This window comes from Arthrobacter sp. GCM10027362 (assembly GCF_042679445.1).
Taxonomy (GTDB): Bacteria; Actinomycetota; Actinomycetes; order Actinomycetales; family Micrococcaceae; genus Crystallibacter.
In genome coordinates this window covers 1-20,601 of sequence record NZ_JBHTML010000062.1, presented here as the reverse complement: position 1 = coordinate 20,601, position 20,601 = coordinate 1, and the positions used below count along the sequence as shown (strand labels likewise).

The 20,601-nt window shown below is 68.8% G+C and carries 16 protein-coding genes and 1 tRNA gene; 6 read left to right on the top strand and 11 right to left on the bottom strand.

Annotated features, from left to right (window positions below):
- Nucleotides 1-978 (top strand): thiamine pyrophosphate-dependent enzyme (locus ACFQ36_RS11025; protein WP_377013539.1); only part of this gene is annotated, 978 nt, incomplete at its 5' end.
- Here the strand turns inward: ACFQ36_RS11025 and ACFQ36_RS11020 are convergent.
- Nucleotides 965-2,482 (bottom strand): PucR family transcriptional regulator, encoded by a 1,518-nt coding sequence (locus ACFQ36_RS11020; protein WP_377013537.1) that lies wholly within the window; start codon nt 2,480-2,482, stop codon nt 965-967. The genes ACFQ36_RS11025 and ACFQ36_RS11020 overlap by 14 nt on opposite strands.
- 91 nt (nt 2,483-2,573) lie before the next feature.
- Here ACFQ36_RS11020 and ACFQ36_RS11015 point away from each other — a divergent pair, with 91 nt between their 5' ends.
- A complete protein-coding gene (locus ACFQ36_RS11015; RefSeq protein ID WP_377013541.1) occupies nt 2,574-4,196 on the top strand; it encodes a purine-cytosine permease family protein in 1,623 nt (540 codons plus the stop codon).
- A gap of 98 nt (nt 4,197-4,294) precedes the next feature.
- Here the strand turns inward: ACFQ36_RS11015 and ACFQ36_RS11010 are convergent, their stop codons facing one another.
- Nucleotides 4,295-5,347, bottom strand: coding sequence for a zinc-dependent alcohol dehydrogenase family protein (locus tag ACFQ36_RS11010; RefSeq protein ID WP_377013535.1), 1,053 nt, complete (start codon nt 5,345-5,347; stop codon nt 4,295-4,297).
- Between the two features lie 107 nt (nt 5,348-5,454).
- The gene (locus ACFQ36_RS11005; RefSeq protein ID WP_377013533.1) at nt 5,455-6,951 is read right to left on the bottom strand and encodes a PucR family transcriptional regulator; all 1,497 of its coding nucleotides are present in this window, start codon (nt 6,949-6,951) and stop codon (nt 5,455-5,457) included.
- Nucleotides 6,952-7,122: 171 nt separating this feature from the next.
- Between ACFQ36_RS11005 and ACFQ36_RS11000 the strand changes: the two genes are divergently transcribed.
- Both ACFQ36_RS11000 and speB read left to right on the top strand, forming a co-directional pair.
- Nucleotides 7,123-8,502 carry an MFS transporter gene (locus ACFQ36_RS11000; RefSeq protein ID WP_377013531.1) on the top strand — a complete coding sequence of 460 codons (1,380 nt, stop codon included), beginning with the start codon at nt 7,123-7,125 and terminating at the stop codon, nt 8,500-8,502.
- A gap of 12 nt (nt 8,503-8,514) precedes the next feature.
- Nucleotides 8,515-9,513 (top strand): agmatinase, encoded by a 999-nt coding sequence (gene speB / locus ACFQ36_RS10995; RefSeq protein ID WP_377013529.1) that lies wholly within the window; start codon nt 8,515-8,517, stop codon nt 9,511-9,513.
- A 76-nt stretch (nt 9,514-9,589) separates the two neighbouring features.
- Here the strand turns inward: speB and sucD are convergent, their stop codons facing one another.
- The 3 genes from sucD to pcrA all read right to left on the bottom strand — a co-directional run bounded on the left by sucD (nt 9,590) and on the right by pcrA (nt 14,361).
- Nucleotides 9,590-10,510 carry a succinate--CoA ligase subunit alpha gene (gene sucD / locus ACFQ36_RS10990; protein ID WP_377013527.1) on the bottom strand — a complete coding sequence of 307 codons (921 nt, stop codon included), beginning with the start codon at nt 10,508-10,510 and terminating at the stop codon, nt 9,590-9,592.
- Between the two features lie 31 nt (nt 10,511-10,541).
- Nucleotides 10,542-11,711: an ADP-forming succinate--CoA ligase subunit beta gene (gene sucC, locus ACFQ36_RS10985; protein ID WP_377013525.1), complete on the bottom strand. Its 1,170-nt coding sequence runs from the start codon at nt 11,709-11,711 to the stop codon at nt 10,542-10,544.
- A 265-nt stretch (nt 11,712-11,976) separates the two neighbouring features.
- Complete coding sequence (gene pcrA / locus ACFQ36_RS10980) at nt 11,977-14,361, bottom strand: DNA helicase PcrA (protein ID WP_377013523.1); 2,385 nt, start codon at nt 14,359-14,361, stop codon at nt 11,977-11,979.
- An 89-nt stretch (nt 14,362-14,450) separates the two neighbouring features.
- Between pcrA and ACFQ36_RS10975 the strand changes: the two genes are divergently transcribed.
- Both ACFQ36_RS10975 and ACFQ36_RS10970 read left to right on the top strand, forming a co-directional pair.
- Entirely contained in the window at nt 14,451-15,125 is a 675-nt protein-coding gene (locus tag ACFQ36_RS10975) for a hypothetical protein (RefSeq protein WP_377013521.1), read from the top strand.
- Between the two features lie 55 nt (nt 15,126-15,180).
- Nucleotides 15,181-15,257: transfer RNA gene (locus tag ACFQ36_RS10970), tRNA-Arg, on the top strand.
- Nucleotides 15,258-15,682: 425 nt separating this feature from the next.
- Here ACFQ36_RS10970 and ACFQ36_RS10965 read toward each other — a convergent pair.
- The 5 genes from ACFQ36_RS10965 to fdhD form a co-directional block, all read right to left on the bottom strand.
- Nucleotides 15,683-16,918 (bottom strand): ROK family protein, encoded by a 1,236-nt coding sequence (locus tag ACFQ36_RS10965; protein ID WP_377013519.1) that lies wholly within the window; start codon nt 16,916-16,918, stop codon nt 15,683-15,685.
- A gap of 93 nt (nt 16,919-17,011) precedes the next feature.
- Nucleotides 17,012-18,886, bottom strand: a complete 1,875-nt coding sequence (locus ACFQ36_RS10960) for an ABC transporter ATP-binding protein (RefSeq protein ID WP_377013517.1) — start codon at nt 18,884-18,886, stop codon at nt 17,012-17,014.
- A gap of 96 nt (nt 18,887-18,982) precedes the next feature.
- Nucleotides 18,983-19,204 (bottom strand): hypothetical protein, encoded by a 222-nt coding sequence (locus ACFQ36_RS10955; RefSeq protein ID WP_377013515.1) that lies wholly within the window; start codon nt 19,202-19,204, stop codon nt 18,983-18,985.
- Between the two features lie 178 nt (nt 19,205-19,382).
- Nucleotides 19,383-19,577, bottom strand: coding sequence for a hypothetical protein (locus ACFQ36_RS10950; protein ID WP_377013513.1), 195 nt, complete (start codon nt 19,575-19,577; stop codon nt 19,383-19,385).
- A gap of 19 nt (nt 19,578-19,596) precedes the next feature.
- Nucleotides 19,597-20,454: a formate dehydrogenase accessory sulfurtransferase FdhD gene (fdhD, locus tag ACFQ36_RS10945; RefSeq protein WP_377013511.1), complete on the bottom strand. Its 858-nt coding sequence runs from the start codon at nt 20,452-20,454 to the stop codon at nt 19,597-19,599.
- Nucleotides 20,455-20,601 lie beyond the last annotated feature (147 nt).

Below are 20,601 nucleotides of genomic sequence, written 5' to 3'. Positions count from 1 at the left end.
GCCGCCAGCGCCCCGGCCCGCGGCCTGTTCGCCGGCCGGGCGTACGACCTGGGCGTGGCCGGAGGCTTCGCCTCCGAGCCCTCCGCCGCCCTGATCCGGACCGCCGACGTGGTCCTGGTGGTCGGCGCCGGGCTGAACCAGTTCACCACCGCCTTCGGCCAGGCCTTCGCCCCGGACGCGCGGATCATCCAGGTCGACGTCGCCGAGGCCCCCAGCAGCCCCCTGGTCACCGATTTCGTCCGCGCCGACGCCGCACTCGCGGTCCAGGCGCTGGCCGATGCCCTGGCGCACCACACCGCCCCGGCCGAGCCCTGGGACGGGGCGGCCGCCGAAGCCAAGAACAGCCGGTACCAATTCGAGCGCGACCCCGGTGCGGACACGGGCCCGGACGGACGGCTGGATCCGCGCAGCCTCATGCGCCGGCTGGACACGATCCTGCCGGCCGACCGCGTGGTCGCCTCCGACGGCGGGCACTTCATCGGCTGGGCCAACACCTACTTCGACCTGCCCGCCGCGGACAGCATCACCCTGGTCGGCACCGCCTTCCAGTCGATCGGCCTGGGCCTGCCCTCCGCCGTCGGCACCGCCGCCGCCAGGCCGGACCTAACCACCATTGCCGTGACCGGCGACGGCGGCGGCCTGATGGGGCTGCCGGACCTGGACACCCTGATCCGCGTGGCCCGCAGCGCCATCGTGCTGGTGTTCAACGACGCCGCCTACGGCGCCGAGGTCCACCAGTACGGCTCCCAGGGCCTGAGCCAGGACCTCATGCTGATCGACGAGGCCGACTTCGCCCTGCTGGCCAGGGCCTTGGGGGCACGCTCCGCCGTGGTCAGGACCCTGGACGACCTCGCTGCCGTCGAGGACTGGGTGAACGGCGGCGCCCGCGGCACCTTCGTGGCGGACCTGCGGGTCTCCCGCGAGGTCGTTGCCCCCTACATCCTGGAAATCATCGAGGCCACGCTCAGGAAAGCCTGACCCCGGCGGCGGCAGGAGGCCTGGCGCCGGCGGCGACGCGGGCCGCCAGATGCAGTCCCGCCATCTTGCCGCTGCCCCGCGGGTCCCCGCCAAGCAGCTCGAAGATCTTGGCCAGCCGGTTGTGCATGGACTGCCGCTCCAGGAACAGGGTCTTGGCCGTCTGGGTGGTGTTGCAGCCCGAGGCCAGCCAGCAGTCCAGGGTCGCCAGCAGGTGCGTGCCCCGCTGCCGGTCGTAGGCCAGCACCTCCCCCACCAGCTCCTGGACCAGGTGCTCCGCCGCGGCCGGGGTCAGTTCGCGCGCGGCCAGCCGCTCGACCACGAAGTTCTCGCTGTCCCAGACGTTGTTGCCTGCCTTGGCGGCCGGCCCGAGGGCGTACGAGAGCCGGGCCTCGCGCAGTGACCAGGGCGCATCGCCGGGGTCCTGGACCGTGGGCCCCACGACGCCGACGACGGCGGTGGCGGCCAGCTGCCGCTGCAGGCTTTCCAGGACGGCAGCCCGCCGCTGCCGCGTCGCGGTGGATCCCAGGGGCACCAACGCGCACAGTTCCTCATCCGCCAGGTACGTGCGCGCCCCCTGACAGCAGCGGCGCAGGGCCTGCTCGAGCACACCGTGCAGCTGCGCGCTGCCGGTCCGCCGGAAGGCCATCATCAGGACGGGCTCGGCCGCGGGCACCCCCGCGGCCTCGCTCAGTTCCAGCAGCTTGGCGCGGTTGGCCCCCTGCACGACGGCGCGCATGAGCTCGATGTCGGCCATCTGCTCCATGGTGGGAGGATGCCGCTGGGTTACCGCCAGGGCCAGGATGCTGGCCACGCGGTCCCCGACCATGGCCACGAAGTCCTTGTCGGCGCCGGAGTGCGGCTGCATGACAAGCTTGGCGAGCACGGTGCCACCGGCCAGGATGTCCGTCTCGATACGCTCCGATTCCGGCGGCGCCGCCCCGCCGGCGGAAGCGATCATGGTCCCGTTCGGGTCCAGGAGGGCGGCATCTGCCTGCAGCGCCTGGCCGATGAGTTCCAGCAGCGGCTCCACCTCCGGCCCGCGGGCTGCGAGCCGCTCGGCCAGCCGCTGCGAGAGCGAATCGGCGGCCTGGTAGGCCGCGGCCTGCTGGGTGACAATGCGGCGGTTGATCTCCTCGGCCACATCCACGAACGGCACCACGCGGCGCAGCTCGATCAGCGGCAGTCCGGATGCCTCCGCCGCGGCGATCAGCTCCTCGGACAACGGACGGGCCAGTCCGGCAGACTCCACGGCCAGCGCTGCCACGTGCCGCTCGGCCAGGCGCCGGACGTACTCCTGCTGCGCTGCCGGCTTCAGTCCGAGCAGCGCCTCGCCGCCGGTGAGCAGCAGCTCCTCGCCGTGGAGCAGCGGCGCGATCTGGAGCACTTCGCTGGAATGTACCCAGCGCACCACCGTCGAAGCCACCTGGCTGCCTCCGGCCCGGATCCGCGGCTCGGCGCGCTGGAGGAGATCGCTCTCCAGCACTTCCGTCAATGCAATGGCCACGAGAATCCTTTCGGCCGACTTTACGTTCTGTCACTCCAGATTGGGACAGGACCGGACACTTAGCCTATTATATGTGGGGCTCGTCACATATATGCTGGTCGGAGTCTCCGCCCATTCCCCCGTTGAAAAGAGAAAACCCGTGTCCGACAAAAACACGGGCGCTTCCGAGAGCGCTACCCACGACGTCGAAGATACCCTCCAGCCCGTTCCCGAATCTGCGCGCACCACCAAACTGTCCGGACAGTTTTGGATCTGGGCCGGTGCCAATGTCGCCCCCATCAACTGGATCCTCGGCGCCCTGGGCATCAACCTGGGGCTCGGCCTCGCAGACACCATCACGGTCCTGGTCGCCGGCAATGTGATCGGCATGCTCGGCTTCGGGTTCTTCGTGCTCCTGGGCCAGAAGACCGGGGCCACCGGCATGCTGCTGGCGCGCGGCGCCTTCGGCCGCCGCGGCGCCTACCTGCCCGCCGCAATCCAGGCAACGGTGGCCGTCGGCTGGTCAGCGGTCAACACCTGGGTCATCCTGGACCTGATCATGGCCCTGTTCGGCATGATCGGCTGGGTCGATCCCGCGGCCGCGAACCTGGGCTGGCGCATCGGCATCGCGGCCGCGATCATGGCGATCCAGGTGGCCATCTGCTACCGCGGCTACCGGGCCATTGCCCGCTTCGAGCGCCTGACCATGCCGCCCACGGTCATCGTCCTGGTGGCCATGTCCATCGTGGCCTGGACCCAGCTGCACATCGACTGGAACTACCAGGGCCCGGCCGGGGAGATCCTGACCGGCATGCCGCGGCTGGCTGCCATGTCCTCGATCATGACCGTCATCGGCATCGGCTGGGGCATCGGCTGGTTCACCTACGCGCCGGACTACTCCCGCTTCGTCAGCAAAAAGATTGCCCCGGCCAAGCTGTATGCCACCAGCGTCCTCGGCCAGTTCCTTCCGGTGGTCTGGCTCGGCGTGCTCGGCGCCAGCCTGGCCACCAAGAACGGCACCGCCGACCCGGGCAAGCTGATCGTGGAAAACTTCGGCGCCCTGGCCATCCCGGTGATCCTGCTGGTCATCCACGGACCGATCGCCACCAACATCATCAACCTCTACACCTTCGGCGTCGCAGCCCAGGCCCTGGACATCAGGATCTCGCGCCGGAAGATCTCCCTTATGGTCGGCTGCCTCTCGATGGCAGCGGTCATCCTGTTCATGTTTGCCACCGACTTCGCCGAGACGCTCGAGACCTGGCTGGGCGCCATCGTCGCCTGGGTGGCGACCTGGGGCGGGATCATGGCGGTCCACTACTTTGTCTTCGAACGCCGGCACAAGGACTTCAGCTACCTGTTCCGCTCCCCGCGCGACACGAAACTGAAGGCCGTCAACTCCTCGGCGTTCATCGCCTTCTTCGCCGGCATCGCCATGACCTGGCTGTGCATGTACGGCGCGGTCCCCATTTTCCAGGGTCCCATCGCCGTCGCCGCCGGGGGCGTGGACTTCTCCTGGCTGGCCGGAGCGGCCACCTCGGCCTTGCTGTACTTCGTCCTCGGCTACCCGCGCTTCCGGTCCCGGATCCAGGCCGGCGTGCCGCTGGGCATCCATGTCGATACCTCGGACGAGCAGTTCCTGGCCGAACACGGCGATGCGCAAATTGCCCGGCGCCATGACGAAGCCGCCGCTCCCGCCGGCGGGCAGGACAAAAGCCTCGCGGTCCACCGGTAACCGGCCGCAGCCGGGCCAAGGCCGATCCCCAAGCCCGACGGCGGCCACTTTCCGGCAGGAAGGTGGCCGCCGCCGGGCTGCGGCAGCGCAGGCACGGCTCAGGGGCGCAGCAGCACCTTGATCGCGCGGCGCCGGTCCATGGCCCGGTAGGCTTCCGGCGCGTCCTCCAGCGGCATTTCCACGTCGAAGACCCGGCCCGGATTGATGGCTCCGGCCAGGACGTCCTCGAGCAGCTCGGGGATGTAGGTCCGGGCCGGGGCCATCCCGCCGCCGATGGTGATGTTCTTGTTGAAGAGCTGGCGCACATTCAGCTCGGATCCGCCGGAGGGCGAACCGACGAAGCCGATGTTTCCCCCGGGCCGGACGCAGGCCACCGCCTGGTCCATGGCTTCCTTGGTGCCGACGCATTCGAGCACCGCATCCGCCAGCACTCCCCCGAGCAGCCCGCGGACCTTTTCCGCCGCCGGCACCCCGCGCTCCTCGACGATGTCGGAGGCCCCAAATTCCCGGGCCAGCGCCTGCCGGTCCGCATGCCGGGACATGGCGATGACGCGTTGGGCGCCCAGGCGCGTGGCGGCCAGCACCGCGCACAGCCCGACGGCGCCGTCGCCCACCACCACGACGGTGCGGCCCGGGCCCACCTGCGCCGCGACGGCCGCGTGGTGGCCGGTGGACATCACGTCGGAGAGGGTCAGCAGGCTGGCGGTCAGCTCACGGTCCGGCTCGGCCACGGGGACCTTGACCAGGGTCGCCTCGGCCCGCGGCACCCGCACGTACTGGCCCTGGCCGCCGTCGAGGGGGAAGCCGGCCTCGTCCCGGCCGCCCCAGGAGGCCAGGTAGTCGCAGGCCACGGTGACGCCGTTGCGGCACTGCGGGCATTCACCGCAGCTGTCCACGAACGGCGCGATCACGAAGTCCCCCGGGGCCAGCGCCGACACGCCCGAGCCCACGCTCTGCACCACGCCGACGAACTCGTGGCCGATTGCGCGCGGGCGCGGCGTCTGGAAGGCCCCGCGGTAGGGCCACAGGTCCGACCCGCAGACGCAGGAGGCGGCCACCTTGACCACCGCGTCCGCGGGCAGCCTGATTTCGGGGTCCGGCCGGTCCTCCACGCGGATGTCGCCGGGGCCGTGGATGATGGTGGCGCGCATGGCACTCCTGGGCAGTTCCGGGGCGGGTGTACCGATCCAGCCTACCCGGCGGCCTTCCGCGGCGGTATGTTGTCCGTTGCCGGCCCGGGAACGGCCGGGCCGCGCCCCTATCGCGGATCCATCGCCTCGTGGATCTGCAGCGCGAACCAGAGCTGGGCCAGGGTGGAGGTTTCGGCCATGTCCAGGCCGGTGAGTTCGCCGATCTTGCGGATCCGGTAAATGATGGTCTGCCGGTGGGTAAAGAGCGCCTCGGCGGTTTTCTGCCAGGAGCGCTGCCGGTCCAGGTAGGTCTTCAAGGTGGTCATCAGGTCCGGCTGCCTGCCCCGCTCGTAGTCGATGACGGGCCCGAGCAGGCGCTGGACCAGCGCCTGCCCTTCCTCGAAGCTGGTCAGTCCCAGCCAGGACGGTCCGTCGGCATAGCGGACCAGCGGCTCTCGAATGCTCTCCGCCGTGCCGAGTGCCCACAGCGATTCCTGCAGGGCCCGCTGGAGTCCGGCGGCACGGGCGGGCCTGCTGACCCCGATCCTGATGTCCCGGCCGGCCGCGTGCCGCAGGGCGTTGTCGCTCCAGGCCGGCGGGAGCAGCACATGCACGGTCTTGAACTCCTGAAGGCAGGCGTTCGGGAAACCGTGCCGCCAGAGCCCGAGGTGGATCTGGGCCAGCTGCTCCGGCTCGGCGCACGACATCGACGCGACGTGGAATTCCCCTGCCGGCAGGCCAAGGTCCTGCAGCCGGTTTTCCACCTCGGCGGCGCCGTAGCGGCCCTCGAAGGCCTGCTGTAGGAATTCAGCGCCCAGCCGCCGCCGGTTCTCCACGGCCAGGACGGTACGGGACAGCTCCAGGCCCAGGACGGTGGCGGCATGGAGCAGCACCACGGCGTCGGGAGGCGGCTCCGAGCCCGGCAGGACCACCAGCAGCGCGCCGTCGTGTGTCGGGACGTCCATCAGCAGGACGCGGCGTTCCCCGAGGTGGCGCCACTGGATTTTCCTGCCGGCCGTGGAAGTGTGTGCGGCCAGCGGTCCGACCTGCCGGGCCAGTTCCCCCGGCAGCTCCGCCCCGCCGGGATGCCACGGGTGCAGGCAGCGCCGGTCCACGACGAACAGCTGCGAACCCAGCTCGGCAGCCACTGCCTGCACCAGGCCCTGCCACTGGTCGCCGGACGGGCCGGCCAGGCGGAGCAGGTCGTAGATCCTGGCCGTCTGCCTGAGCCGGCGCGACTCCTCCAGCAGCGAGGACTCGGCCACCGAGCGGGCAATGGCAATGAACGGCAGCGGGTACGGAACGTTGATCACCGGCAGCGGCAGGCGGTCGCAGGCCTGCAAAAACTCCGGCAGAAGCTGCGGAGCGTGCATCTTCTCGCCGACGGCCAGGGCGCTCGCCCCGGCCTTCACCAGTTCTTCGGCCAACTCCACCTGCCCGGCCGCATCCGCCGGGATCGACAGGCCGTTGGTCATCATCAGCTCGCCGCCGGTAACCCACTCCCACAGCCGAGGCAGGTCCGAGGTGTGCGCCCACAGGATCCGGTTGCCCAACCCAGGGGCGCCGGCCAGCAGGCTCAGGCCAAGCTGAGGTTCGGCCAGCAGTTCGGCAACGGTCATCACCATGGGATCTCCCGGCGTGGGCGGCAGGACACGCCGCATCAGACGGCTAGACAAATGTATAAGCCGATTCTTTATTTGTAGTCAATCTGCGGATTCCGTCCGTGAGCCGGGTCACCAATGATGGAGTCACTAACTTCCCCGCTCGGTAACGAGCAATCACGAGAGAGGGTTGCAATGAGCGCAACAAGCAACCTCATCGACGACGCCCCGCTGACCCGGTTCCACAAGAAGCTGACCTTCTTTGCCTCCGGCGGGCCGTTCATCGATGGATATGCGCTGTCGATCATCGGCATTGCCCTGATCACCATGACCCCGGGCCTGCGGCTGGACACGGTCGAAATCGGCCTGATCGGTGCGGCCAGCCTGGCCGGCATCTTCTTCGGCGGCGCCATCTTCGGGTGGCTTACCGACAAGATTGGCCGGCACAAGATGTACATTGCGGACCTGGTCGCCCTGGCCGTCTTCTCGGCCCTGAACGGCCTGGCCACCGAGGTGTGGCAGGTGGTGCTCTGCCGGTTCTTCCTGGGCATGGCCATCGGTGCGGATTACCCGATCGCCACCTCCCTGCTGGCCGAGTTCCTGCCCCGCAAGGTCCGCGGCCGCCTGCTGGGCGCCACCTTCGTGGTCTGGGCCATCGGCGCCGCCGTGGCCTATGCCGCCGGCTACCTGCTCAAAGACACGGGCCCGGATGCCTGGCGCGTCATGGTGGCCAGCCCGGCCATCTTCGCCATCATCACCCTGCTGTGCCGGCTCGGCACCCCCGAATCCCCGCGCTGGCTGCTCTCCCGCGGCCGCCGGGAAGAGGCCCGCGCCGTCATCAAGAAGGTCTACGGGCGGCAGTACGACCTGAGTGATATTGCCGCCGACGATATCTCCGACGACGGCGGCACGGAAACCAGGCACGGCAGATTCGGCGACATCTTCCGGGGCCGGTACTGGAAGCGCACGCTGTTCGTGTCCATCTTCTGGACCGCCCAGGTCATTCCGCTCTTCGCCGTCTACACCTTCGCCCCGGACCTGCTGGCCTCCTTCGGGATGACCGGCGATGCAAACCTCTACGGCGGTTCCTTCCTGATCTCCATGCTCTTCGTTGCCGGCGGCGTGCCGGGCCTGTGGCTGGTCGAAAAGATCGGCCGGCGCCGGCTGCTGCTGTGGACCTTCGGCATCATCGTCGTGGCCCTGGCCATCCCGGCCTTCATCCCGGACGTCCAGGCCGCCCCGCTGTTCCTCGCCCTGGCGGTTTTCGCCCTCGCCTCCGGCGCCTCCAGCTTCCTCGAAGTCGTCTATCCCAACGAACTCTTCCCCACCGAAATCCGCGCCACCGCGGTCGGCTTCGGCACCGCCATCAGCCGCATCGGCTCGGCCGCCAGCACCTACCTGATGCCCGTGGCCATCCTCAGCTTCGGCGCCGCCGGCTCGCTGCTCATCGGCGCCGTCATCTCCCTGGTGGGCCTGATAGCCACCTTCGTGCTCGCGCCGGAAACCGCCAACAAGGCCCTCCAGGAACTCACCGCCGACAAAAAGCCGGCCGCCCCGGCGGCAGTAGCTAAGTAAAGGATCCCTGCCATGACCATGCATGCCCCCATCGGCCCCGTCGACGCCACCAAGGTCCCCCGCTACGCGGGCCTGGGCACCTTCGCCCGGCTGCCCCAGATCGACCGTGTCCCGGACTACGACATCGCCATCGTCGGCGTCCCGTTCGACGGCGGCACCTCCTTCCGGCCCGGCGCCCGCTTCGCTCCCGCCGCCGTCCGCGAGGCCTCCCGGCTGCTGCGCCCCGGCTACCACGTCGAACTGGACGTCGAACCCGTGAACGAAGCCCAGATCGTCGACGCCGGAGACATCGCCTGCACCCCCTACGACATCGCCCGCGCGGTGCGCGAGATCGAGGAGCAGGCCCTGCCGCTGCTCGGTGCGGACAAGCGGCTGGTCTCCATCGGCGGGGACCACACCATCGCCCTGCCCATGCTGCGGGCCCTGGCCAAGGTCCACGGACCGGTGGCCCTCCTGCACTTCGACGCGCACCTGGATACCTGGGACACCTACTTCGACCAGCCCATCACCCACGGCACCATGTTCCGCCGGGCCTTCGAAGAAGGCCTGCTGGTGGAAGAGAGGTCGATGCATGTGGGCATCCGCGGCCCCGTCTACGACCGGGACGACTTCCTCCGCGACCACGAGTTCGGCTTCCAGATCATCCGCTGCTCGGACCTGGACGTTATCGGCGTCGCCGCCGCGATCCAGCAGGTCAAGGACCGGCTCGGCGACACCCCGGTCTACGTCTCGATCGACATCGACGTCCTGGACCCCTCCTTCGCCCCGGGCACCGGCACCCCCGAAATGGGCGGACTGCTCTCCCGCGAACTGCTGGCCCTGCTCCGCGGGCTCAACGGCATCAATATCATCGGCGCCGACGTCGTCGAGGTGTCCCCGGCCTACGACCACGCCGACATCACCTCCCTGGCCGCCGCCACGGTCGTCTTCGACCTGCTCGGCCTGATGGTGAACCGCAGCAAGGGTGCCGCACCGGCCGCCGAGGACGACCTGCAGACGGCGACCCGGTAGCCGCAAAAGAACGACGGCGGCCGGTTGCCTTCACTGGGAAGGCAACCGGCCGCCGTCGTTTGCAGCCAGGGTTCGGCTAGAGGCTCGAAGGCTCCTCGCGCTCCGGGTAGACCTCGCGCAGCAGGTGCGCGGTCTCGGACGGAGTCTTGCCGACCTTGACGCCGGCGGCCTCGAGGGCCTCCTTCTTGGCCTGGGCGGTGCCGGAGGAACCGGAGACGATGGCGCCGGCATGGCCCATGGTCTTGCCCTCCGGGGCGGTGAAGCCGGCCACGTAGCCGACCACGGGCTTGGTGACGTTGTTCTTGATGAACTCGGCCGCGCGCTCCTCGGCGTCCCCGCCGATCTCGCCGATCATCACGATGGCCTTGGTCTCCGGGTCCGCCTCGAACGCGGCCAGGGCGTCGATGTGGGTGGTGCCGATGACCGGGTCGCCGCCGATGCCGATGGCGGTGGAGAAGCCCAGGTCGCGCAGTTCGTACATCATCTGGTAGGTCAGGGTGCCGGACTTGGAGACCAGGCCGACGCCGCCCTTGCCGGTGATGTTCGCCGGGGTGATGCCCACCAGGGACTCGCCCGGGGTGATGATGCCGGGGCAGTTCGGGCCGATGATCCGGGTGATCTGGTTGCCGCCGGCATCCTTCTTGGACTGAGCCAGGGCCCAGAACTCGGCGGAGTCCTGCACCGGCACGCCCTCGGTGATCACCACGACCAGGCCGATCTCGGCCTCGATGGCCTCGACGACGGCGTCCTTGGTGAAGGCCGGCGGCACGAAGACGATGGACACGTCCGCGCCGGTCTCGGCGATGGCTTCCTTGACCGAACCGAACACCGGCAGGGTCTTGGTCCCGTGGGTGACGGTGGTGCCGGCCTTGCGGGCATTCACGCCGCCGACGATGTTGGTCCCGGCGTGCAGCATGCGCGCGGTGTGCTTGGAGCCCTCGCCGCCGGTGATGCCCTGGACGATGACCTTCGAGTCTTTGTTAATGAAGATAGACATGGTTCTTTTCCTTAGGTCTCGACAGGCTCGGTCAGCGGGCGGCGTTGGCCAGCTCGGCGGCCTTGGCGGCGCCCTGATCCATGGTGAGGGCCAGGGTGACCAGCGGGTGGTTGGCCTCGAGCAGGATCTGCCGGCCCTCGTCGACGTTATTGCCGTCCAGACGCACCACCAGCGGCTTGGTGGCCTTGTTGCCCAGGATCTCCAGGGCCTTGACGATGCCGTTGGCCACCGCATCGCAGGCGGTGATCCCGCCGAAGACGTTCACGAACACGCTCTTGACCTGCGCGTCGTTGAGGATGATGTCCAGGCCGTTGGCCATCACCTCGGCGGAGGCACCGCCGCCAATATCCAGGAAGTTCGCGGGCTTGACGTTGCCGTGCTTCTCCCCGGCGTAGGCGACGACGTCCAGGGTGGACATGACCAGGCCGGCACCGTTGCCGATGATGCCCACTTCGCCGTCGAGCTTGACGTAGTTCAGGTCCAGCTCCTTGGCCTTGGCCTCGAGCGGATCGGCGGCTTCCTTGTCCTCGAGCCCGGCATGCTCCGGGTGGCGGAAGCCGGCGTTCTCGTCCAGGGAGACCTTGCCGTCGATGGCCAGCAGGTCCCCGGAACCGGTCTTGATGAGCGGGTTGACCTCGACCAGGGTGGCGTCTTCCTTCTTGAAGACCTCCCACAGCTTCAGGAACGTCTCCACCAACTTCGGGTGCAGCTCCTCGGGGAAGCCGGCAGCCTCGGCGATCTCCTTCGCCTTGGCCTCGTCCACGCCGACGGCGGGGTCCACGGCTACGCGGGCCAGGGCCTCGGGGCGCTCGACGGCCAGCTGCTCGATCTCCATGCCGCCTTCCTTGGAGCACATGGCCAGATAGTTGCGGTTGGCGCGGTCCAGCAGGATCGAGAAGTAGTACTCCTCGTTGATGTCGGCGCCCTGGGCGATCATCACGCGCTTGACGGTGTGGCCCTTGATGTCCATCCCGAGGATGTTGGAAGCGTGCTCGAAGGCTTCATCCGGGGTCTTGGCGACCTTGATGCCGCCGGCCTTGCCGCGGCCGCCGACCTTGACCTGTGCCTTGACGACGACGACGCCGCCCATCTGCTCGGCTGCGGCCTTGGCTTCTTCGGGGGTGTAAGCCACGATCCCGGCGAGCACGGGTACACCGTGTGCCTCGAAAAGATCGCGTGCCTGGTATTCAAACAGGTCCACGGGCTGTGTCCTTCTACGTCGAAGTCGTTGCTGACTCGGAGCCGGGACCACCCACGGCGCTGCCGCTGGCGGAAGCTCGTAGTGCGCGGGCCCGCAAATGCTCCACCGGGAACTCTAGTCCCTTGGCGCTGAACGCCGGTTCCAGAGTACCGGTTTCGTGACCAAGGGCACAGTTCTACAGCTTGTCGAAAAGTAACCGCTTGCGCTACGGGCGGGCAGGCCCTTTCTTTTCAGCGCCCCCCTTTCGTTAGGGCAGGCCCGCGCTTCAGCCGAGCTTGGTCAGCGGCGCGTAGCGCAGCAGCAGGCGCTTCTCCCCGGCGTCGAACCTGACCTTGGCCACGGTCTTGTCCCCGGCACCTTCCAATGCCAGCACGGTGCCGTTGCCGAAGCTGGTGTGGTTGACCTTGTCCCCCACCGTGAGCGCGATGATTTCCTTCTGCGGCTGCACGCGGCCGGCACGCACCGCCGCCGGGGCGCTGCCGCCGAAGGCCGGGGAACGCTGGCCCTCGGACGCGCCGGCGCCCCAGAACGAGCCGGAGTAGCGGCTGGACCCGAAGCTGCCGGCGGAGGTGAACGCCGGACGCTCGGTGCCCTCGCGCTTCCACTCGATCAGCTCGGACGGGACTTCCTGGATGAACTGGCTGGCCGGGTTGTACTGGCTCTGGCCCCACATGCTGCGCGATTCCGAGCGGGTGATATACAGCCGGTTGCGCGCCCGGGTCAGGCCCACGTACGCCAGCCGGCGTTCCTCGGCCAGTTCCTGCGGATCGGCCATGGACCGCTGGTGCGGGAAGATGCCGTGTTCCATGCCGGTCAGGAAGACCACCGGGAATTCCAGCCCCTTGGCGGTGTGCAGGGTCATCAGCGTGACCACGCCCTGGTTTTTGGCCAGCGCGGCGCCTTCCGCGTCCGGGGCATCCGGGATCTGGTCCGCGTCCGCCACCAGTGCCACCTGTTCCAGGAAGCCGGCCAGCGAGCCGTCCGGGTTGTCCCGTTCGTATTCACGCACGACGGCGAGCAGCTCGGCGAGGTTTTCCACCCGGGACTCGTCCTGCGGGTCGTTGCTCTGGCGCAGCGCGGCCAGGTACCCGGTCTGCTCCAGTACCGCCTCCAGCGCCGCGGCGGCGCCGGAACCGGTGGCCACCTCCGTCAGGTCCTCGACGAGCTTGACGAACGCGGCCACCGCGTTGACCGAGCGGGTGGCCATGCCCGGCGCCTCGTCCGCCCGGCGCAGCGCGTCCATGAAGGAGATCCGGTCCCGTTCGGCCAGCGCCGCCACGGCGTACTCGGCCCGCTCTCCGATCCCGCGCTTGGGTTCGTTCAGGATCCGCCGCAGGTTCACGACGTCGTCCGGGTTCACCAGCACGCGCAGGTACGCCAGCGCATCCTTGATTTCCTTGCGCTCGTAGAACCGGGTGCCGCCGACTACCTTGTAGGGCAGGCCCACCCGGACCAGCAGGTCCTCGATGGAGCGGGACTGCGCGTTGGTGCGGTAGAAGATGGCCACATCCCCGGGGCGCACCCCCTCGGTGTCCTGCAGCCGGTCGATCTCGTCCGCGATGAACCGGGCCTCGTCGTGCTCGTTCTCGCCCACGTAGCCGATAATCCGCTGGCCGTCCCCCTGCGCGGTCCACAGCCGCTTTTCGGGCCGGTTCGGGTTGCGGGAGATCACCGCGTTGGCGGCGCTGAGGATGGTCTGGGTGGAGCGGTAATTCTGCTCGAGCAGGATGGTGCGGGCCTGCGGGTAGTCCTTCTCGAACTCCACGATGTTGCGCACGTCCGCGCCGCGGAACGCGTAGATGGACTGGTCCGAGTCCCCCACCACGGTCAGTTCACCGGCGGGCACGGCGCCGTCGGCGGTTTCCGCGGCCAGCTCCCGCACCAGCACGTACTGGGCATGGTTGGTGTCCTGGTACTCATCCACCAGGATGTGCCGGAACCGGCGCCGGTAGGAGTCGGCCACCGCCGGGAAGGCCTGGAACATGAAGACCACCTGGGCGATCAGGTCGTCGAAGTCCATCGCATTGGCCTGGCGCATGCGCTGGGTGTACCCGGTGTACACCGAGGCCACCGCCTGCTCGAACGGATCCGAATAGTTCGCCGCGGCGGCAAAGCTTTCGTCGTCGATCAGCTCGTTCTTCAGCGCCGAGATCTTGTGCTGGATCGCCTTCGGGGCAAAGCGCTTCGGATCCAGATCCAGCCCCTTGGACACCAGGGTGATCAGCCGGAGGGTGTCCGCCGAATCGTAGATGGAGAAGTTCGAGTTCAGGCCGACGTTCTTCGCCTCGCGGCGCAGGATCTTCACGCACGAGGAGTGGAAGGTGGAAATCCACATGTTCTTCGCCGGCGCCCCCACCAACGCCTCGATGCGCTCGCGCATCTCCGCTGCGGCCTTGTTGGTGAAGGTAATGGCCAGGATCTCCCCCGGCCTGGCCCGCCCGGTGGCCAGCAGGTAGGCGATCCGGTGGCTGAGCACCCGGGTCTTGCCGGAGCCTGCACCCGCCACGATCAGCAGCGGCGAGCCGGAATGCTTGACGGCCTCCTCCTGCTGGGCATTCAGGCCCGCCAACAGCTCCTGGGCCCCCGGCAGCACACAGGCGGGGGCGGCGTCGGCAGGCAGGTCAAAGGCCGGGTCAGTGAGAAAGTCCATGGCTTGTTAATTCTATGGGCTAAGCCCGCGGGCCGCCGCCCACCCGCACCCGCCCGGTCCGCTGCCGGCCGACCGCGCATAATGGAACCATGTCCAAAACCCCTGCCCAGCGCGCCCGCAAGCACGGCCAGAACGCGGCCGGCGCCAAAGGCGCCCCGTCCTCCACAGGCGCCGGATCCCGGGCCGCAGGCCCCGGAGGGCGGCCTGGAAGCCAGGCCGGCGCCGAGCGCCCGGACGGGAACCCGAACCTCATTATCATTGCCGGCATCGGCGCGTCCGCGTTCCTGTTCGGCTACTCGTCCCTGCTGGTGCTGCCCCAGTTCCAGCAGCTCAGCGGGGGGCTGGCCATGCCGGACACCCTCATCGGCGGCTACAGCACGGAGTACCTCCAGCAGGTGCGCAGCGCGTTCGGCGCCGACGGCGCGGGACAGTACAACTTTTGGCACAAGACGGCGGACACCATCTTCCCGCTGCTCTTTGCCCTTAGCTGGATGCTGCTGATCGGCTCGCAGCTGGCGCGCGGACCGGTGCGCTGGCTCTGCTGGACGCCGGTGCTCCTCTACGTCGTGGCGGACCTGGGCGAGAACCTGGCCATCGATGCCGCGCTGGCCACGGACCCCGTCGGCGGCGCCGGGCTGGCCAGCTTCCTGACCGTGTCCAAGTCCGTGCTGTTCCTGCTGAGCCTGGCCGCGGGCGCGGTGGCTGTGATCCTCAAACGGCGCGCCCTGAAGCGGCGTGAACCAAACGCGGCGCCGACAGGGTAAACTTTAACTGTTCCGGGACAGCGCAGCAGCGTTCCTGCTGCAAAGATCCGGACCAGCCTCTGTAGCTCAGTAGGATAGAGCGACCCTCTCCTAAAGGGTAGGCCATCGGTTCGATTCCGGTCAGGGGCACCAGGCATCAACCCGGCGCGCGAAACCCGGGTCAAGTCCACTCCCGGCCAGTTGGGGTTTCGACGAGGCCCGGGCAGAATCCGGCCTTGAGCACGGAAGCCGCCGCCTGTGCATCCCCCCACGGATGCACAGGCGGCGGTTCCCGCAGTCCAAGGTTGCGGTCCGGACCCCTGAGCAGGCCACGCGGTTCCAGTACGTCTTCCCTTTCGACGGAACCGCGGATTGCTCCGGACCCTCCTTGGCGACGGCGGCGCTCCTCCCCTTGGCAGCACGTCGGCTCTTGAACCGTTCACTTCAAGAAACCGCTGCGAACCCGCCGTCGCATTCAATATAAATCCATTCGATTTACTAAAGCAAGCCCTTCAGGTAAATTTGGGGTGAACGCGACACAATTCGTCAAAGCGGCGTCATATCCTTCATATTCGAGGTCAGGTCGGGCGTTCCAGCAGCAGCCCGCTGGCCTTCGGCGACAGCACGTGGTCCAGTACCAGGCAGGCCCCGCCAATCGCGCCGACCTCGTGGCCCAGCGCCGACCCGGTGACCTCGACTTCGTGAATGGCACGGGCCACGAACTGCTCCTGAACCTCCCGGCGCAGCGCCGGCAGGGCAAAGTCGGCCAGGCCCTCCCACAAGGGACCGCCGAAGATCACCCGGTCCACGTCCAGCAGATTGGCCACATGGGCCACCGCGGTGCCCAGGTGCCGAGCGGCCCGGTCGAAGATCTCCACCGCCTGGGGCTGGCCGTCCCTGGCCATCGCGCACAGCTGCATGACGGCGGGGGTGGTCAGGGCCAGGTCGGTCAGGTCCTGGTCGGGAGGAAACAGACCCGCATCGATCCCCTGCCGGATCAGGGTCCGGAAGGCCAGGGCCATGCCCACGCAGTTGGGGCGGCCGCAGGCGCACTCCGGCACTTCGGCCGCGGTCGGAAAGTGGCCGATTTCGCCGATATTGTTGGAGGCGCCGCGCAGCACCTCGCCCTGCAGCACCACGCCGGCACCGAGGCCGGTGCCAAGGTAGATGAAGGCGAAGTTTTCCGGACCGGGCCGTTCGCTGGCCCAGAGTTCGGCCACCGCGGCCGCCGTCACGTCCTTGTCCAGCAACACCGACAGCCCGGTGAGCTCCTGCAGCGGATCGCGCAGGGACACCCTCTCCCAGCCCTGCAGCATGGGCGGACCCACGACAATGCCGTGCGGCACGTCAATCGGACCGGGCGCCGCCACGCCGATGCCCAGGATCTTCCCCCGCGCAATGCCGGCGGCCCCAATCAGTTCCTGAACACGGTCCGCCATGGCCCTGACCGTGTGGCCAGGCTCTGCGACGGCGGGCATCTCGTGCCGCGCGGAGGCGGCCACTTTCCCATCCAGGTTCAGCAGCACCAGCGTCATCAGCGCCGGGTCCAGGTGGATCCCGATGGCGAACCTGCTGGATACTTCCAGTGCCAGCAGGGTGCGCGGCTTGCCCGGCCCGGAGACGGCCTTGCGGTCCTCCCGCACCAGGCCCTCGTCCACCAGCCGCCGGACCACATTGCTGATCGTCTGGGGTGAGAGGCCGGTCAGTTCCACCAGCTCAACGCGGGCAATGCCCCCGTGGGCGCGCCGGATCGCGTCCAGAATGACCGCCTGGTTGTAACCACCCAGGCGGCCAAGGTTGGTACCACGCTGCATCTACAGCCCCTGCTCCGAAAGTTGCCAAGTTAGGTAAACCTAGGACACTGTACCCAATGCCCGAAACCGCTGTCCTTTGTAGTTGCCCTCCGGTCAGGCGCCTGTCGGCTGGGTCTGGAACTGCGTCCGGTGCAGCTCGGCGTAGCGCCCGTCCCGGGCCAGCAGTTCCGCATGCGTTCCGCGTTCGACGATCCGGCCGCCTTCGACCACCAGGATCTGGTCCGCGGACCGGATGGTGGAGAGCCGGTGCGCAATGACGACGGCGGTGCGCCCGGCCAGCGCCTCGGTCAGGGCCGCCTGGACAGCGGCTTCATTGGTGGAATCCAAGGCCGCGGTGGCCTCGTCCAGGATCACCACGCGCGGCTGGGCCAGCAGCAGGCGTGCAATGGTCATCCGCTGGCGCTCCCCGCCGGAGAGCCGGTAGCCGCGCTCGCCCACCATCGTGTCCAGCCCGTCCGGCAACGAGGCCACCAGTTCCTCGAGCCGGGCTTTGCGGAGCGCTTCCCAGATCTGCTCGTCGGTCGCCTCCGGGCGGGCCAGTTGCAGGTTGGAGCGGATGCTCTCGTGGAACAGGTGCCCGTCCTGGGTGACCATGCCGATGGTCGAGCGCATCGCCTCGAAACTGAGGTCCCGCACGTCGGTGCCGGCCAGCTCCACGGCACCGGAGTCGACGTCGTACAACCGCGCCAGCAACTGGGCAATGGTGGACTTGCCTGCGCCGGAGGAACCCACCAGCGCCACGGTCTGCCCCGGCTCCACCCGGAAGCCGATCCCGTGCAGCACCTCCTCGCCGCCGCGGGTATCCAGCGTGGCCACCTCCTCCAAGGAAGCCAGCGAGACCTTGTCCGCGGAGGGATAGGCGAAGTGCACGTCCTTGAACTGCACCGACACCGGACCCGGGGCCACGGCCCTGGCGTCCGGCTTTTCCTTGATCAGCGGGTCCAGGTCCAGCACCTCAAACACCCGCTCGAAGCTGACCAGGGCGCTGGCAATCTCCACCCTGGCGTTCGCCAGCGCCGTCAGCGGCGCGTACAGCCTGGTCAGCAGCAGGGCCAGCACCACGACGTCGCCTGCGGCCAGCTTCCCGATAATCGCGTAGTAGCCGCCCAGCCCGTATACCAGCGCCAACGCCAGCGCGGAAACCAGGGTCAGCGCGGTCACGAAGACCCACTGCAGCACCGCCGAACGGACGCCGATATCCCGCACGCGCTGGGCGCGAAGCCTGAACTCGCGGGCCTCGTCCTCCGGCCGGCCGAACAGCTTCACCAGCGTGGCGCCGGGAGCGGAGAACCGCTCCGTCATCTGGGTGCTCATCGCCGAATTATGGTTGGCAGCCTCCCGGCGCAGGGCGGCCAGGCGCGAGCCCATCCGGCGCGCCGGCAGCAGGAAGACCGGCAGCATGACCAGGGCCAGCACCGTCACCTGCCAGGAGGTGTTGAGCATAACGATCAGCGTCAGGACCAGCGCCACCACATTGCTGACCACCCCGGAGAGCGTGCCGGCAAACGCACGCTGGGCGCCGATGACGTCATTGTTCAGCCGGCTGACCAGCGCGCCGGTGCGGGTGCGGGTGAAGAAGGCGACCGGCATCTTCTGCACATGGTTGAACACCGCGGTACGCAGGTCCAGGATCACGTCCTCGCCCAGCCCGGAGGACAGCCAGCGGGTCACCAGGCTCAGCCCGGCGTCCGCGATGGCCACCGCCGCAATCACGACGGCGAGCCAAATGACGGTGCCGATGCCTGACTTGGCCACGATCGCGTCCACCACCTGGCCGGCCAGCACCGGGGTGGCCACCGCCAGCGTTGCCGACACGACCGAGACGAGCACGAACACCAGCAGCTTGCCCTTATAGGGGGCCGCAAACGCCAGCGTGCGCCGGATGGTCTCCCTGGAGAAGGGCTTCTTCGCGCCGTCCGCCATGGAGAGCCTCCACAGCGAACTAAAGGCCGCACCTTCCATGGACATTCCGGGGCTCTCCTTCAATACCGATTAATTCTGAATGCATCAAGCCTAGGTCCTAATCGGCCGAAGGATCTTGGGGAGCCAAAGGCGCGGCGCGGCTTATGCCCCGCCGGGCGGAATTTCGTCCGGGTCCGCGGGCGAATGTTCCTCGGGGTTCTTCGCCAGGTCGGCCTGGGGCTCGACGGTAGGATCCGGCTCCGGCCCGCCCAGCGCACGCCGGCCGGGGGTTTCGTCCGGTTCCCCGGCCGGGACGGACGCTGCCCTGTCGCCCGCAGCCGCGGTGTTCTCCCCATCGGGGTTGCTGTTTTCCACGTTTTCCACGGCAAAGCCTCCTTCGATTGCCGGGGCGGGGTATCGGTCTTTCCCGGGCCCGGCCCCCATGCAGGAGCCTACGCGGGGGCCGGGGCGAGTGGAAGGGCCACGGTCAACGATCCCGGCCGGCACCTGCCTCGCGGCAAAACGGGCGGCGCCGGCAAACCGGCCCGGGGCCGCCATTCGGTCACGCCCCGGCCCTTAGCTTGGTTGCGCGCTGGTTCACCCGCAGCATGGAGCGCACCGTGCGGGCCACCCCGGCCTGGGAAACACCGCGGTCCACGGCCACCGTCACGGCCTTGATCCCCGCCGCCGCAGCCTTCGGGTCGTGCACCTCAAGGGCATTGTCGTCAATATGCTGAACCGGGGCCTGGCGCCTCATGCCCCCAATGTACCGTGCCTCACACACCCTTCCCGACGTGTGAGGCAGCAAGCGCAATCCGGTCCGGGTGGGTGTAGACGTTGATGCTGCGGCCCCGGCTGAAGCCGGCCAGGGTCAGGCCCGTCTCCCGGGCCAGTTCCACCGCCAGCGAGGACGGGGCGCTGACCGCCGAGAGCACCGGGATCCCGGCCAGGCAGGCCTTCTGCACCAGCTCGAAGGAGGCCCGGCCGGAGACCTGCAGCACGGTGTTGCGCAGCGGCAGCCGGCCCTCGCGCAGCGCCCAGCCGACGACCTTGTCCACCGCGTTGTGCCGGCCCACGTCCTCGCGCAGGCACAGCAGGGTCCCGTCGAAGCCGAACAGCCCGGCCGCGTGCACCCCGCCGGTGCGCTCGAAGACCTGCTGGCCCTCGCGCAGCCGCTCCGGCAGGGCCAGCAGCAGTTCCGGCTCCAGTTCCGGCCCGCCGGCCGGCAGCCGGCCGAAGTGCGAACTCTTGGTCACCGCCTCGATCGAGGCCGTGCCGCAGATCCCGCACGAGCTGGAGGTATACACGTGCCGCTCCAGGGAGGTCTCCGGCAGCACCACGCCCGGGGCCAGCTGCGCCTCGATCACGTTGTAGGTCTGCCGGCCCTGCTCGTCCTCCCCGGCACAGAAGCGCATCGCCCCCAGCTGGGCCGGCTCCCAGATGACGCCCTCGGAGACCAGGAAGCCGGCGACCAGGTCAAAATCGTCCCCCGGGGTGCGCATGGTCACGCTGAAGGACCGCCCGCCCAGGCGGATCTCCAGCGGCTCCTCGGCCGCCAGCACGTCCTCGCGCCGGCGCGGCGCACCGTCCAGGCTCAGCTTCAGCACCGGCCGGCGCTGCATCAGCCGGCTCATCCGGCCCGCCGCCGGTCCTGGCCCGTCACGTCCGGCGCTGCCCTAGCTGCCGCAGGCATACCTGTTCTTCCCGGAGGTGACGACTTTCTCGATTGTGGCGGCCATTACAGCTCCACCACCGAGCGCAGGACCTTGCCTTCGTGCATT

Excerpts from the sequence above, each read along its gene's own strand:
- ACFQ36_RS11000 (WP_377013531.1), top strand. The coding sequence starts at position 7,123 with ATGAGCGCAACAAGCAACCTCATCGACGACGCCCCGCTGACCCGGTTC.
- ACFQ36_RS10960 (WP_377013517.1), bottom strand. The coding sequence starts at position 18,886 with ATGTCCATGGAAGGTGCGGCCTTTAGTTCGCTGTGGAGGCTCTCCATG.
- ACFQ36_RS11005 (WP_377013533.1), bottom strand. The coding sequence starts at position 6,951 with ATGGTGATGACCGTTGCCGAACTGCTGGCCGAACCTCAGCTTGGCCTG.
- ACFQ36_RS10950 (WP_377013513.1), bottom strand. The coding sequence starts at position 19,577 with ATGAGGCGCCAGGCCCCGGTTCAGCATATTGACGACAATGCCCTTGAG.
- pcrA (WP_377013523.1), bottom strand. The coding sequence starts at position 14,361 with ATGGACTTTCTCACTGACCCGGCCTTTGACCTGCCTGCCGACGCCGCC.
- ACFQ36_RS11010 (WP_377013535.1), bottom strand. The coding sequence starts at position 5,347 with ATGCGCGCCACCATCATCCACGGCCCCGGCGACATCCGCGTGGAGGAC.
- fdhD (WP_377013511.1), bottom strand. The coding sequence starts at position 20,454 with ATGAGCCGGCTGATGCAGCGCCGGCCGGTGCTGAAGCTGAGCCTGGAC.
- speB (WP_377013529.1), top strand. The coding sequence starts at position 8,515 with ATGACCATGCATGCCCCCATCGGCCCCGTCGACGCCACCAAGGTCCCC.
- sucD (WP_377013527.1), bottom strand. The coding sequence starts at position 10,510 with ATGTCTATCTTCATTAACAAAGACTCGAAGGTCATCGTCCAGGGCATC.
- ACFQ36_RS10965 (WP_377013519.1), bottom strand. The coding sequence starts at position 16,918 with ATGCAGCGTGGTACCAACCTTGGCCGCCTGGGTGGTTACAACCAGGCG.
- ACFQ36_RS11015 (WP_377013541.1), top strand. The coding sequence starts at position 2,574 with ATGCTGGTCGGAGTCTCCGCCCATTCCCCCGTTGAAAAGAGAAAACCC.
- ACFQ36_RS10975 (WP_377013521.1), top strand. The coding sequence starts at position 14,451 with ATGTCCAAAACCCCTGCCCAGCGCGCCCGCAAGCACGGCCAGAACGCG.